11 protein-coding genes and 1 riboswitch are annotated in these 13,280 nt (G+C 64.8%); all 11 genes read right to left on the bottom strand.

Annotated elements, in window-relative coordinates; genetic code table 11:
- Positions 1–200: 200 nt before the first annotated feature.
- The 11 genes from SM130_RS12140 to SM130_RS12090 all read right to left on the bottom strand — a co-directional run bounded on the left by SM130_RS12140 (position 201) and on the right by SM130_RS12090 (position 13,195).
- Positions 201–1,172 (bottom strand): aldo/keto reductase, encoded by a 972-nt coding sequence (locus tag SM130_RS12140; RefSeq protein ID WP_102825792.1) that lies wholly within the window; start codon positions 1,170–1,172, stop codon positions 201–203.
- A 243-nt stretch (positions 1,173–1,415) separates the two neighbouring features.
- Positions 1,416–3,218, bottom strand: coding sequence for an allophanate hydrolase (atzF, locus tag SM130_RS12135; protein WP_102825793.1), 1,803 nt, complete (start codon positions 3,216–3,218; stop codon positions 1,416–1,418).
- A gap of 141 nt (positions 3,219–3,359) precedes the next feature.
- Positions 3,360–6,959, bottom strand: a complete 3,600-nt coding sequence (gene uca / locus SM130_RS12130) for an urea carboxylase (protein WP_102825794.1) — start codon at positions 6,957–6,959, stop codon at positions 3,360–3,362.
- A 200-nt stretch (positions 6,960–7,159) separates the two neighbouring features.
- Positions 7,160–7,282, bottom strand: coding sequence for a hypothetical protein (locus tag SM130_RS12125; RefSeq protein WP_258006879.1), 123 nt, complete (start codon positions 7,280–7,282; stop codon positions 7,160–7,162).
- Positions 7,273–7,908 (bottom strand): urea amidolyase associated protein UAAP2, encoded by a 636-nt coding sequence (locus tag SM130_RS12120; RefSeq protein ID WP_102825795.1) that lies wholly within the window; start codon positions 7,906–7,908, stop codon positions 7,273–7,275. Before SM130_RS12120 ends, SM130_RS12125 begins: the two co-directional genes overlap by 10 nt.
- 11 nt (positions 7,909–7,919) lie before the next feature.
- The gene (locus SM130_RS12115) at positions 7,920–8,648 is read right to left on the bottom strand and encodes an urea amidolyase associated protein UAAP1 (protein WP_102825796.1); all 729 of its coding nucleotides are present in this window, start codon (positions 8,646–8,648) and stop codon (positions 7,920–7,922) included.
- Position 8,649: 1 nt separating this feature from the next.
- Entirely contained in the window at positions 8,650–9,534 is an 885-nt protein-coding gene (locus SM130_RS12110; protein ID WP_256044904.1) for an ABC transporter ATP-binding protein, read from the bottom strand.
- Positions 9,531–10,346 carry an ABC transporter permease gene (locus tag SM130_RS12105; protein ID WP_102825797.1) on the bottom strand — a complete coding sequence of 272 codons (816 nt, stop codon included), beginning with the start codon at positions 10,344–10,346 and terminating at the stop codon, positions 9,531–9,533. Before SM130_RS12105 ends, SM130_RS12110 begins: the two co-directional genes overlap by 4 nt.
- Complete coding sequence (locus SM130_RS12100) at positions 10,337–10,465, bottom strand: hypothetical protein (RefSeq protein WP_256044905.1); 129 nt, start codon at positions 10,463–10,465, stop codon at positions 10,337–10,339. The genes SM130_RS12105 and SM130_RS12100 overlap by 10 nt, the downstream gene beginning before the upstream one ends.
- A gap of 52 nt (positions 10,466–10,517) precedes the next feature.
- Positions 10,518–10,615, bottom strand: a riboswitch (guanidine-I (ykkC/yxkD leader).
- Between the two features lie 198 nt (positions 10,616–10,813).
- Complete coding sequence (locus SM130_RS12095; protein WP_102825798.1) at positions 10,814–12,283, bottom strand: methyl-accepting chemotaxis protein; 1,470 nt, start codon at positions 12,281–12,283, stop codon at positions 10,814–10,816.
- A gap of 105 nt (positions 12,284–12,388) precedes the next feature.
- Positions 12,389–13,195 (bottom strand): TatD family hydrolase, encoded by an 807-nt coding sequence (locus SM130_RS12090; RefSeq protein WP_102825799.1) that lies wholly within the window; start codon positions 13,193–13,195, stop codon positions 12,389–12,391.
- Between the last annotated feature and the right edge of the window lie 85 nt (positions 13,196–13,280).

Below are 13,280 nucleotides of genomic sequence, written 5' to 3'. Positions count from 1 at the left end.
TTATTCAAGAAGTTGCCGTGCGAAACGGACGTAGGGCGGCTTGCCCGGCTTGAACGTCGCTGCTCTCAAATGGGGAGCCTTGCTCCGTGATAGTGCGGAGCAAGGCTGTGTGGTGGGATGTCATCGGCGGGGAAGGCACAGCCCCCAAGGCGCTCCCACAAAACGCTGATGCGGGAGCGGCCGGGGAGGGGCGAATCAAATCAGCTCGGTACTGGCGCATCCTCGCGGAGCAGTTCCTCGCGCTTGAGCGTCTGCCAGAATTCGCTGGGAACCTGAGTATTGAAATAGTCCATGTACTGCTTCGGCCGCTCGGGGTTCGCCGTACCGGGGATGACCGAGGCCACCACCGGGTTGGCCAGACAGAAGTGCAGCGCTGCGGCGCGCAGGTCCACGCCGCAGCGCTCGGCGACCGCGTTCAGCTGCTGCCTGCGCTCGCTGATGTGTGCCGGGATCTGGTCGTACTCGTAATGCTCGCCGCCGGCCAGCACGCCGGAGTTGAATGGGCCGCCAACAACGATGCCGACACCCCGCTCGTGGCAGGTCGGAAACAGCGTATCCAGCGCTTCGTCGTGCTCCAGCAGCGAATAGCGCCCGGCCAGCAGGAACACGTTCGGATCGCTCTGCTCCAGCGCCATGCGGCACGGTTCGACCAGGTTGACCCCCAGGCCCCAACCGCGAATCACGCCTTCATCGCGCAGCTGGGTCAGCGCTTTCGCCGCGCCGTTCATGGCCTGCTGGAAGTATTCGCGCCACTGCGGGCCCCATTGATCCTCGGACACGTCGTGGATGAACACCACGTCGAGGCGATCGACGCCCATGCGCTCCAGGCTGTCTTCGATAGAGCGTCTCGCACCGTCGGCCGAATAGTCGGGGACGCGCTTGTTGGGCAGTTCGTCGACAAAAGGCTTGGCGTTCTCCGGTTGAGCGGCCGGGTGCAGCAGTCGCCCGACCTTGGTGCTCAGCACGTATTCATCGCGTGGCTTGCCGCTGAGCAGGCGACCGAAGCGCTGCTCGGCCAGCCCTGCGCCATAGTGCGGCGACACGTCGTAGTAGCGAAAGCCGGCGTCCCAGGCGGCGTTGAGCGTCGCGTCGGCGGTCTCCTCGCTGAGGGGATGGAACATGTTGCCCAGCGGCGCGCCGCCGAGGCCGATGCGTGGCAGGGTGATATGCATGGGAGTCCTCCTTCGGATGCAGATAACGCCGACTGAGGTCAGCGTGGCTCTGCATGGGAGGTCAGCCAGGAGCCGGATGTTCCGGCGATGCGACGGGATGGCCAGAGTGCGGCTGCACAGGCACGAAGTGCACCGGCCACTGGTGTTCTGACCATCGTCCGACGGTCTCGCGTCTGTGCTCGACACGAACCCTGAGCGACACCAGGTGGCCGCCGCGCGCCCGGCGGCTTCGGTAATACCTTGCTAGACGCGATCGTTCATATAGGCGCGCCAACCGCCGAACGCCGTGATGTCGCGGGCCCCCTCCAGTCCGCATGGCTCGCAGATGAAGCCGGTCTCCCAGCTACCATCGGCCAGTTGCACCTTGCCCAGGCCCAGCGGCGCGGGGATTCCTCCGAGGAAGGAGCCCAGCTCGCTGCTGGGGATTTCCCAGACTTCTACTTCGATCGCCGCACCGCCCTCGGCAACCCGGACCATGCCCGGGCGATACGGTGGGCCGCCGGCCAGGGCGTAGAGCTTGTAGGCCGCCGCGCTGCGGGTCGCTTCGAGCAGGCGACCGCCACGCTGCTTGAGCTGCCAGTTCAGCGGCAGCCCGTCCAGATGCGCGCCGCAGACCACCACACGGGCACGGTCGTTGCGCGCGGGTGTTTGCGGAGCGGGCGAGGTGATCGACTGGCCGCCGATCAGCGCGATGCCATTTTGCCGCTGCAGCGCGTCGGCCAGACTCAGCAGGTACTGATCGGTGAACACCCGGCCGAACAGGGTCACGCCCCAGGGCAGACCGTTCTGCATGACGCCCGCCGGCACCGCCACGGCGGCGTAGTCGAGCATGTTCATGAAGTTGGTGTAGTAGCCCAGGTCCGAGTTGCGCTTGACCGGCTCGGCATGCAGCTCGTCCAGCGTCACCGGGCGCGGGTAGGCCGGGGTCAGTACGCAATCGACCTCGGCCATGATCCGGTCGCACACGGCCTTGAGTTGTTGCAGACGGTACTGGGCGCGGAACAACCCTACGGCGGTGGTGCCGGGCGCCTTCTCCAGCACGGCCTTGATCACCGGCAGCACGGCGTCAGGCTGCTGCTCGATCAGCTCGCCGGCGACGCTGTAGCGCTCGGCCACCCAGGGGCCTTCGTAGAGCAGGCGCGCTGCTTCGAGGAAGGGGCCGAAGTCGATTTCCACCGGCTCGCCGCCGATGGCTTTCAATTGCTCGATGGTGGCGGCGAACAGCGCGGGGCTTTCCGGGCAGCCGAGAAATTCCGTGTCCTTCGGCACACCGAAGCGGAACGCGGCGACCTTGCCGAAGGCCGAGCCGTCGTTCCACGATGGGTTGGTGCGGCTGTACTCGTCGCGCGGATCGAGCCGGGCGGTCAGCGCCAGTAGCTGGCTGGCTTCCGCGGCAGTGGCGGCGAAAAAGGTGACGCAATCAAGCGTGCGGCAGGCGGGTACGACGCCGGCCGTGGAGATCAGGCCCTTGCTGGCCTTGAGGCCCACCAGATTGTTCAACGCTGCCGGTACGCGGCCGGAGCCGGCGGTATCGGTGCCCAGTGCGAAGCTCGCGACGCCCAGCGCCACGGCCAGCGATGAACCGGCGCTGGAGCCGCCCGAGGGGTAGTCCGGGTGCACGCTGTTGCGGCATTCACCGTAGGGCGAGCGCGTCCCGTTGAGGCCGGTGGCGAACTGGTCGAGATTGGTCTTGCCCAGCGGGATCGCGCCGAGGCCAATCAACTGTTCGACGAGGGTCGCGCTGGCTTCGGGTGTATAGGCAAAGGCGGGGCAGGCGGCCGTGGTGGGGATGCCGGCCAGGTCGATATTGTCCTTGATGGCGAAGGGGATGCCGTAGAGCGGTAGCTCGGCTGGGGATTTGCTGTCCAGGGCGGCTAGGTAGGGCTCGAGTTCATCTTTGGTCAGAAGATGAATGAAGAGGTTGAATTCGGCCTGGAGGGCGGTGGCTTGCTTGTGCACTGCAGCGATGAGTGTGCGCGGTGACAGTTGGGCGCTGGAGTAAGCCGTGCGGAGTGTGTCGAGGCGTAGATCGAAGTCGTTTGTCACGTTGTATTCCTCGTACGGTGGAAAACGGCAACGCCTTTTCCACCTGTGATGTTCGGGCCGGCCCGGTCAGTCGGTCGGCCGGTTGGTGGATCGGTGAAGCGTGATCCACCCTACGGTTATCTTTGCGTGGGTCGTGCGGCCTTACGCCTCCTCGATCACCACCACGCGCTGGCCGGCGCGCACGGGGGCGCCGGGTTGCACGCGGACCTCCTTGATCACACCGGCTACCGGCGCGGTGAGCGGGATTTCCATCTTCATGCTCTCCAGAATCACCAGCACGTCGCCGGCTTCGACGCGTTCGCCTTCGGCCACCGAGACTTGCCAGAGGTTGCCGGCAATATGGCTTTCGATGCCGTGCTGGCCATCATCCAGCGGGGCGTCTTCGCCGAGATCCGCGGCCACTTCCTCGCTCTCGAAATGCGCCTGGCCGGACGCGATCCAGCGCTGGCGTTCGGCGTCGAAGGCGGCGCGTTGCTGCTGGCGGAAGGCGTCGATGCCGTCGGCTTCCTGGTCCAGAAAAGCCTGGTAATCGGACAGCCGCAGCTCGGTCTCTTCGATCTTCAGCGGGTAACGGCCAAGCGGGAAATCGCGGCGGATCTTTGTCAGCTCCTCGGCCGAAACCGGGAAGAAGCGGATCTGGTCGAAGAAGCGCAGCAGCCACGGCTGGCCGCCGAAGGCCTCGACCGCGCGGTAGCGATTCCACATCTGCAGCGTGCGACCGACAAACTGGTAGCCGCCCGGGCCCTCCATGCCGTAAACGCACATGTAGGCGCCGCCGATGCCCACCGAGTTTTCCGCGGTCCAGGTGCGTGCCGGGTTGTACTTGGTGGTGACCAGCCGATGCCGTGGGTCCAGCGGAGTGGCCACCGGCGCACCGAGGTAGACGTCGCCCAGGCCCATGACCAGATAGCTGGCTTCGAATACGGTGCGGTAGACGGCATCGAGGTTTGGCAGGTCGTTGATGCGGCGGATGAACTCCAGATTGCTCGGGCACCAGGGGGCGTCCTTGCGCACGGTAGTCATGTACTTGTCGATCGCCAGTTGGCAGGCCGGGTCATCCCAGGACAGTGGCAGGTGGACGATTCGCGACGGGACTCTCAGATCCTGTGCCGAGCACACTGCGTCCCATAGGCCGGCGACAGTGTCGAGCAGGCTGGCCAATGGCAGGGTTTCGGGCTGGTAGTGCACTTGCAACGAGCGAATCCCGGGGGTGAGGTCGATCACGCCGTCCAGCTGCTTCGCCTCCAGCGCCTGCATCAGCGCATGGCCACGGAAACGCAGCACCAGGTCCAGTTCCGGTTGACCGATTTCCAGCAAGAGGTGGGTGTCGCCGGAGAGGCGCGCCACCAGGCGCGTATCCGCCTCGCCGATATCCAGCACGATGGGCGATTCCAGCGCCACCGGCACGCACGGCACCGGCGCGGCGGCAAGACGGGCGCACTCGGTGTTGGCTGCCTGGGCCAGCTTGCGTGCGGTAGCCACGTCCACCGGTACGAAACGCACTCTGTCGCCGGCCTTGAGTTGGCCGAGCTGCCAGAGGTCGGCTTCGATGATGGTCACCGGGCAGACGAAGCCGCCGAGGCTCGGGCCGTCCGGGCCGAGAATCACCGGCATGTCACCGGTAAAGTCCACCGCACCGATGGCGTAGGGGTTGTCGTGGATGTTGGAGGGATGCAGACCGGCCTCGCCGCCGCTGTCGCGCACCCACTCGGGTTTCGGGCCGATCAAGCGCACGCCGGTGCGGCTGGAGTTGAAATGCACTTCCCAGTCGGTGGCGAAGAACCTCTCGATATAGCCTTCGGTGAAATATTCCGGTGCGCCATGCGGGCCGTAGATCACGCGGATTTCCCGCACCGCTGGCAGGGCAGAGCACAGTTCCCGAGGCAGGCTCGCGCCAACGCTTTCGTCCGTCAGCGCCGGAATATGTAACACGTCACCGGCCCGCAAGGCGCGACCGGCATGGCCGCCGAACTGGCCAAGGGTGAAGGTGCTCTTGCTGCCGAGATAATCGGGGACTTGCAGCCCGCCGCGTACGCACAGATAGCTGCGCGCACCGGCGCCCGCGATGGTGCCGAGCGCAAGCGTGCTGCCGGCTTTGATCAGGATCGTAGTGCACATCGATAGTTCGATGTCGTCGAGCTTCAGCGGGATCTCGGCGCCTGTTACGGTCACCACTGCGTCGGTGTTGAAACGCAGGATCGGTCCGCTCATGGTGATTTCCAGGCCAGCTGCCTCCGCCGGATTACCCAGCAGCGCGTTGCCCAGGCGCAGCGCACGACTGTCCATCGGGCCAGACGGTGGCACGCCGACGGCCCAGTAACCGAGCCGGCCGGGGTAGTCCTGCACGGTGGTCTGGGTGCCGGCGCTGATCACTTCGAACGTAGTGGCGCGGTAGGTCAGGCTTTCCAGGCAGCGGGTCCAGGGGTTGCCCTCGGCGAACGGGGTATACGCGAGGATCTGCCGCAGGTAGTCGCGGTTGGTCTCGACGCCATACAGCGTGGTAGCGTCCAGCGCCTGATCGAGCGCGGCACAGGCCTGGCCTCGAGTAGGCGCCCAAGTGATGAGCTTGGCGGTCATCGGGTCGAAGTAGGGCGGAATCTCGCAGCCGGCCTCGACCCAGGTATCGATGCGCAGGGCCTTGCCGTCACCCTTGGGGAAACTCACGGCAGTCAGCAAGCCAGGACTCGGCTGGAAATCGCGGCCCGGATCCTCGGCATAGAGGCGCGCCTGAATGGCGTGGCCCTCGGACTTCAAGCCCTTGGCCAGTTCAGCCAGCGGCGGCAGATCACCGGCCGCCAGCTCGATCATCCAGCGCACCAGGTCCACGCCCCAGACCTGCTCGGTCACCCCGTGCTCGACTTGCAGACGGGTATTTACCTCGAGGAAGTAGAAGCGAGCGGCCTCGGCGTCATAGACGAACTCGACCGTGCCGGCGCTGCGGTAGCTGACCGCCTTGGCCAGCTTGATTGCCGCCTCGCAGAGCGCTTCCGCCATGCCGGCCGGCAGGTTCGGCGCCGGGGTTTCCTCCAGTACCTTCTGGTTGCGCCGCTGCACCGAGCAGTCGCGAACGCCTAAGGCGATCACGTCGCCCCGGCCATCACCGAACACCTGTACCTCCAGGTGGCGGGCGCGCTGAATGTATTTCTCGATGAACACGCCCGAGTCGCTGAAGTTGTTCTGCCCGAGGCGTTTGACCGCATCGAAGGCCTCGCTCAGCTCGGCGGCGGTGTTGCATACGCGCATGCCGATGCCGCCGCCGCCAGCGGTGCTTTTCAGCATCACCGGGTAGCCGACCTGCTCGCCAGCGACGAGCGCGGTATCGAGATTTTCCAGCAGTTCGGTGCCTTCGAGCATCGGTACGCCATGCTGCTTGGCCAGCGCGCGGGCGGTGTGCTTGAGGCCGAACACGCGCAACTGCTCCGGCGTTGGCCCGACGAAGGCGATGCCGGCGGCCTCGCAGGCCTCGGCAAAGGCCGCGTTCTCGGAGAGGAAGCCATAGCCGGGGTGAATCGCTCTTGCACCGGTTTCAAGCGCGATGCCGAGAATCTTGTCGACCACCAGATAGGTGTTCGGGGCAGCCCCTTCACCGAGGCTATGGGCTTCATCGGCCTGCTGGATATGCAGGCTGGCGGCGTCGGCCTCGGAATAGACGGCCACGCCTTTCACGTCTAGGGCGCGCAGCGTACGCAGGATGCGGCAAGCAATGGCGCCGCGGTTGGCAATCAGGAGTTTGTCGAACATCTTGGGTAACCCTCAACGGGCAAGGCGGGCCGTCCCGCTTCTATTCGTTCATCGCCACGGTCGTCCGTGGTGGTGATTACGATCAATAGCATCGCGGCGCTCAAAGTCGCCGTAGGGCGGGCTTGAGCCCACCGTTAGCAGTCGGTCAACATGGTGGGCTGAAGCCCACCCTACGACGCCGCCCGGCCCACCCTACGGTTCTACTGGGCGGCGCGATGGTCATCCTTGCCGGGTGTATCCGGCCTGGGTTCGGTGGGCCGCTGCCCGGCACGTGCCTGCAGCAGCGGCAGTAGGTAGCGTCGCAACAGCGGCATCAGTTCCACACCAGCACCTCGGCCGGGGTCGGGTTCCAGCCGTTGCAGGGGTTGTTCAACTGCGGGCAATTGGAAATCAGCACGATCACGTCCTGCTCGGCCTTGAGCTCGACGTACTTGCCGGGGGCAGAGATGCCGTCGGCAAAGGTCAGCCCGCCCTCTGGCGTTACCGGCACGTTCATGAAGAAGTTGATGTTGGCGCCAATGTCGCGCTTGCTCAGGCGGCCGTCGTTGAGGCTCGCGCGCAGGAAGTTGTCGCGGCAGCTGTGCATGTAGCGCTTGTCCAGCGCGTAGCGCACCACGTTGCTTTCCTGGGCACAGGCGCCGCCGAGCGTGTCGTGACGACCGCAGGTGTCGGCGACGATGGTCAGCAGCGGGTTACCCAGGTTCGAATAGAGCACAGTGCCGGTGGTGAGGTAGACGCGGTTCTGCTTGCGCAGAGTGCGCTGCGGGTCGTAGCGCTCGCGCGGGTTCCTCGCGCTGAAGAACAGCGTGTCCACGGCCTGGTTACCTTTCAGATCGAGCAGGCGCAGGGTCTGGCCGGCCTTCACTTCGAACAGATAAGGCTCGCCAGCAGGGATTTCGTGGCGGAACACGGCAGTTTCGGGGTGCAGGTCGCTTTCAATGATCGTCATCTCGGCACTCCTCAGACGTACAGCCGTTCGGTGTTATGGAAGGCGCGGCCGTTCTCTGGCCGCGAGGTGCGGCAGAGCACGCTGATGCCGTCGCTGGCGACGCTGTGCCAGCTGAGCTGCACCGGTTTCGGGGCGTAGTCGGGATTCGGGTCCAGCGGATGCTGCAGCGCAGTGAGGATCACCAGCGTGTCCATTGGTGCGTACAGCTCGACGTAGTCGCCGGCCTGGCTGTTGCCGGGCTGAAAGGCGAAAGCGCCGTCGGCATCGACATCCACCCGGCTGAACAGATTGAGCACCATCAGCAAGTCCTGCAGGTTCAGGTTCCACTTGCCCATCTCCACCAGCAGGTTGTCCGTGCCGTTGCGGAAGAAGCCGTTGCGCAGTTCCTGATAGCGCCCTTGGCCGTACTTCTCGGCGACTTCATCGGCGTTCAGCACGCCGCCGAAGCTGTCGTGCCAGCCGCAGGTGTCGGCGGTGATTGCGGCGAGTACGCGGCCCATGTCCGAGTACAGACAGTGGCCGGCGCTGAGCTTGGCGGTGTGCTGGCCCTTGAGCGTATCCGGCAGGTTGAGGCGTTCGCTCTTTTCATGGGCGTTGAGCAGCATGACGCTGACGTTGGCGCCGCCTTCGATATCGGTCAGGCGCAGCAGCTGGCCGCGTTTGAGGACGAAGGAGGTGTGGCCGCCGCCAGGAACGGTTTCCTCATACAGCGTGGGGCGAATCGCGAGTGAAGCGCTCATGTCAGGCTCCTTGATGGGCAGTTCGAAGTGGCTCGCCGAGGACGGCCGAAAGGCCAGCGGACGCGCCGGGTGCGTGGCGGCCCTCGTGCAGCGGAATGTCGTAGGTCACTCGCGCGCCATAGGCGCCCGGTGCATGGGGATCGATGCGTGGCTTATCGAAGACCAGGATGCGGCTGCCGAGGGTGAAGCCTTCCGACAGGTCATGGGTGACCATGAACACGGTCAATCGGGTCTCCCGCCACAGCTCCAGCAGCAGCGTGTGCATGTCCTTGCGGATGCCGGGGTCGAGTGCGCCGAAGGGTTCGTCCAGCAGCAGCACGCGGGGTTTCATCACCAGCGCCTGGGCGATCGCGAGGCGCTGCTGCATGCCGCCCGACAGCTGCGCCGGATACTTGTCCAGGGCGTGGCCGAGGCCAACCTTGTGCAGCATCTGCGCGGCCTGCTCGCGGGCCTCGCGCTTGTGGCGTCCGAGCAGGCGGCCGAGCAGCGGGGCACGCGGCAGCTCGAGGCCGAGGGCGACGTTGTCCTGCACCGACAGATGCGGGAACACCGAATAGCGCTGGAAAACCACGCCGCGGCTGGCGTCTGGTTCGCCGGCCAGTGGCTTGCCGTCCAGCAGCAGTTCGCCGCGGCTCGGTGTTTCCTGACCCAGTAGTAGGCGCAGGAAGGTCGACTTGCCGCAGCCGGAGGCACCGACCAGGGTGCAGAACTCGCCTTCGCTGATATCCAGATTCAGGCGCTCCAGCACCACCTGATCGCCGTATTCCTGCCAGACGTTCTTCACCTGGATAAAGGTGTTGGGGGAGCCTGCTACGCGAGCCCCTGGCTGCGTTGCGCGGTGCTCGGAGTGTGCGGCCACGGGCGCGTTCGCGTTGATATCGCTCATGCCTTGGCTCCTTCGTACCAGGGGAACAGCAGCTGGGTCAGGCGCCGTAGCAGGTAATCCATGGACCAGGCCAACGCGGTGATCCAGGCGACATAAGGCAGAATCACGTCCATCGCCATGTAGCGACGCACTAGAAAGATGCGGTAGCCGAGGCCGTCCGTGGAGGCGATGGCCTCGGCGGCGATGAGAAACAACCAGGCCGAGCCGAGCACCAGGCGCAGGCTGATCAGCAGGCGCGGCATCAGCTGCGGCAGCACCAGGCGCAGGATCAGCGTCCAGGTGTTGGCCCCAAGGGTTTGCGCCTTGATCAGCAATTCGCGGGGGATCTCGCGGGCGCGCTGCTCCAGGTCGCGGGCGAGGATCGGCGTGATACCGATGACGATGAGCATCACCTTGGACAGTTCGCCCAGCCCGAACACGATGAACAGGATCGGCAGGATCGCCAGTGGCGGCACCATCGAAAGCACCGTGAGCAAGGGCGAAAGCGGCGCGCTAAACAGGGGCAGCGTGCCGGCGGCGATGCCCAGGCAGAGTCCGGCTACCGCCGCAATGGCGAGGCCGATACCGAGGCGCTTTAGGCTGGAGGCGGTGTCCTGCCAGAACAGATAGTCGCCGGAGCGTTTGTCGGGGGTGAAAGCGAGGCGTTCGACGGCGGCGCTCATCTGGCCGAAGCTGGGCAGCAGCTTGTCGTTGGGGTTGAGTTCCAGGCGCTGGGTCGAGGCCGTCAGGTACAACGCCAACAACAGGGCAAAGGGCAGTATGGCCAGGGCTAGCCAGCCGGTGCGGCTGGGTGAACGATTGATCAGGCGCATGGGCAGAGGCCCGGCTCGCTAGGCGCCAGCGCCGGCGGGCAGTCATCCGGCATGTGCGAGACTGGTGCGCCGACAGACAACAGGGCATTGATCGGCAGGGCCGATTCGAACGGGCACATGGCAAACCCTCCAGTGTTTGGAATAGCGCAGGAGCTGCGTGCAATCACGCTGTTCTCCCGGGCTTTTATCCCGCCGTGTAACCTCACTGGAGGTCGCCAACTCTCGGACCAGTCACTCGCAGGCGAGTCGGAACCCTAGTTGGCTATTTTCAAATTTTTGCAGCAGCTTGGCCTGCCCTGTCAGCAAAGCAAGAGCGGTGCCAACGCACGACAATCGCGCATGGCAGGGGCTGGAGAAGGGGGGCTGATCGGTGGCCGCCCCGTCATGGGGCGTCGCCGCGACTCGATGCATGCTTTTCGGGCGCTCGCCGCGTTGTGGCATTCAACGCGGCGGCAACGAACGACGACTCAGAGCTTTAGCTGGCCGATGGCGCGACTGAGATCGGTGGAGAGCGCTGCCAATTCGGCGCTGGTGCTGGCGGAGCTTACGGTCTGCTCTACCGTACGCTCGGTGACGTCGCGGATGCCGGTAACCGAGCGGTTGAGCTCTTCGGCCACCTGGCTTTGCTGCTCGGCAGCCACGGCGATCTGGGTGTTGCTTTCGCGCATCTGTCCGACCGCGTCGGCGATGGCCTCCAGCGCTTGCGCTGCTTCATGGGCTTCACGCACGCAATCGTCGGCCTTGAGCGAACTCTCCTGCATGAATTCCACGGCGTCGCGGGTCATCGATTGCAGGCCGGAGATCATCTGGGTGATCTCGTCGGTGGAGTCTTGCACCCGTTTGGCCAGGTTGCGGACCTCATCGGCGACCACGGCGAATCCGCGGCCCTGTTCGCCGGCGCGGGCGGCTTCGATGGCGGCGTTGAGTGCCAGCAGGTTGGTCTGTTCGGCAATGCTATGGATCACATTGACCACGCCGTTGATCTTCTGGCTGTCCGCGGCGAGCTTCTCGATCATCTCGCCGGTCTGCTGTACGCCCAGGGAAAGACTGGAGATCGACTTCTCGACACGTCCGACAACGCGATGGCCGTCGCCAGCAAGGCGATCAGCGTTCTGCGACTGGTCGCGGTTCTCACGTGCATGCTCGGCAATCTGATGCACCGTGGCGCTCATTTCGTTGATTGCGGTCGCCGCCTGATCAGTTTCACCCTGCTGGCCGCGCATGCCTTTGTGCACGTCGTTCATGCTCTTGGCGAGGCGGCTCGTACCTTCGTCGAGTCGGGCTGCCGCCTGGGCAACCGTACTGACAACGCGCTGATAGCCGCCTTGCATGGCGTTGAAGGCACTGGCCATCTGGCCAACTTCGTCGCGACTGTCCAGCGGTACGCGCGCCTGCAGATCACCGCTGCGCTCGACGTGCAGCATGACGTCCTTGAGTGTGTTGAGGTGGCTGAGCAAAAAGCGGATGAGCAACTGGGATGCGGCGAGCAGGCCAAGCATCAGCACCGCGACCGCTGCGGCGTAGCTGACAAAGTGCTCGCCCAGCACCTGCGACACGCTCGGCGTGCGCGCCAGCACCGCAAGCGTAGTGCCATCGGCGCGGGTAACGACTTGCGCGCCTATAACGGGGTTGTTGGCGAACAGGCGATCATGGGCCAGGGCGGTCCAGCCCCTTTCCGCAACCGGCTGACCCTCGATCGAGGCGCGCTGGTTCGTCTGAAACAGAACGAGATCCGGCGCTTGCGGTAGCGCGGCGGAGTCCGGCCAGGCCGCCAGCAGCGAAGCGCGCCCCTGCGCTTGCGCCTGGGCATCGCCACTACGGGCGGTTTGTTCCAGCTGCACGGCATATAGAACCAGCAACAAGGCGATGACGAACGTCACCATGTTGAGCGCCCAGAATTTGTACTTGAGCGACAGATCGCGAATCCAAACGGCCATGACTGCCCTTCTTCTATAGGAGGTTGCCGGAGCGCGGCAAAGCGCTCTGCGGCGCGACTAACAATTAACGGCCGCGGGGCGCAGAGCTTGAGCAGATTTTGTGAATCAGTCGAAGTCAGGCAGGCCGAAGAACGAGCGCGCGCACCGGGTAGTGTGTTCGGCCAGTTGATCAGTGCTTTCACCACGATGATGCGCGACTTCTTGCAGAACTTCCGGCAGGTAGGCCGGTTCGTTTTGGCCGCTTTTCGGCTTTGGTCGCAGGCTGCGGGGTAACAGGTACGGGGCGTCGCTTTCCAGCATCAGCCGTCCTTCGGGAATGACTTTCACCAGCGGATGCAGGTGCGTGCCGCGGCGCTCGTCGCAGATCCAGCCGGTGATGCCGATGTGCAGGTCAAGATCGAGATAGGTGTACAGCGCCGCCTTTTCACCAGTGAAGCAGTGCACCACAGCGGCTTTCAGGTGATCACGGAACGGTCGCAGGATCGCCGCAAGGCGCTCGCTGGCATCGCGCTCGTGGAGGAAGACCGGCAGCTGCGATTCGACGGCCAGCTGCAGCTGTTCTTCCAGCGCGCGTTCCTGCTGCGGGCGGGGCGAGAAATCACGGTTGAAGTCCAGGCCGCATTCGCCAACCGCACGCACCTGCGGCTCGCTCAGCAGGCCGCGCAACTGACTGATGCTGTCGCTCGACCATTGGCTGGCGTCGTGCGGATGCACCCCGGCGGTGCTGAACAGCCGCTGCCCGGATTCATCCAGATCGCGACAGAGCCCGTGGGCCGCTTCACTTTCTGCAAGGCTGGTTCCGGTAAGCACCATCTGCACCACGCCTGCCGCTCTGGCGCGCTCGACCACGGCCGATGGGTTGGCGGCGAATGACGGGTGAGTCAGATTGACCCCGATGTCGATCAATTGCATAGCAACCTCGAAAACTTAAAACATAGTTAAATCAATAAGATAAAGGATATAGCTAAACCAGTTTTAGAGCCAAAACTGGCGCAAA

Source organism: Stutzerimonas stutzeri, from assembly GCF_038561965.1.
In the GTDB taxonomy this organism is placed as follows: domain Bacteria; phylum Pseudomonadota; class Gammaproteobacteria; order Pseudomonadales; family Pseudomonadaceae; genus Stutzerimonas; species Stutzerimonas stutzeri_AA.
Note: the sequence above shows the minus strand (reverse complement) of the source record. Positions and strands in the feature narration are given on the sequence as shown.

What these genes read in the sequence shown, in the direction of transcription:
- SM130_RS12090 (WP_102825799.1), bottom strand. Translation starts at nt 13,195, where the DNA reads ATGCAATTGATCGACATCGGGGTCAATCTGACTCACCCGTCATTCGCC.
- SM130_RS12100 (WP_256044905.1), bottom strand. Translation starts at nt 10,465, where the DNA reads ATGTGCCCGTTCGAATCGGCCCTGCCGATCAATGCCCTGTTGTCTGTC.
- SM130_RS12095 (WP_102825798.1), bottom strand. Translation starts at nt 12,283, where the DNA reads ATGGCCGTTTGGATTCGCGATCTGTCGCTCAAGTACAAATTCTGGGCG.
- SM130_RS12110 (WP_256044904.1), bottom strand. Translation starts at nt 9,534, where the DNA reads ATGAGCGATATCAACGCGAACGCGCCCGTGGCCGCACACTCCGAGCAC.
- SM130_RS12120 (WP_102825795.1), bottom strand. Translation starts at nt 7,908, where the DNA reads ATGACGATCATTGAAAGCGACCTGCACCCCGAAACTGCCGTGTTCCGC.
- uca (WP_102825794.1), bottom strand. Translation starts at nt 6,959, where the DNA reads ATGTTCGACAAACTCCTGATTGCCAACCGCGGCGCCATTGCTTGCCGC.
- SM130_RS12115 (WP_102825796.1), bottom strand. Translation starts at nt 8,648, where the DNA reads ATGAGCGCTTCACTCGCGATTCGCCCCACGCTGTATGAGGAAACCGTT.
- SM130_RS12140 (WP_102825792.1), bottom strand. Translation starts at nt 1,172, where the DNA reads ATGCATATCACCCTGCCACGCATCGGCCTCGGCGGCGCGCCGCTGGGC.
- SM130_RS12105 (WP_102825797.1), bottom strand. Translation starts at nt 10,346, where the DNA reads ATGCGCCTGATCAATCGTTCACCCAGCCGCACCGGCTGGCTAGCCCTG.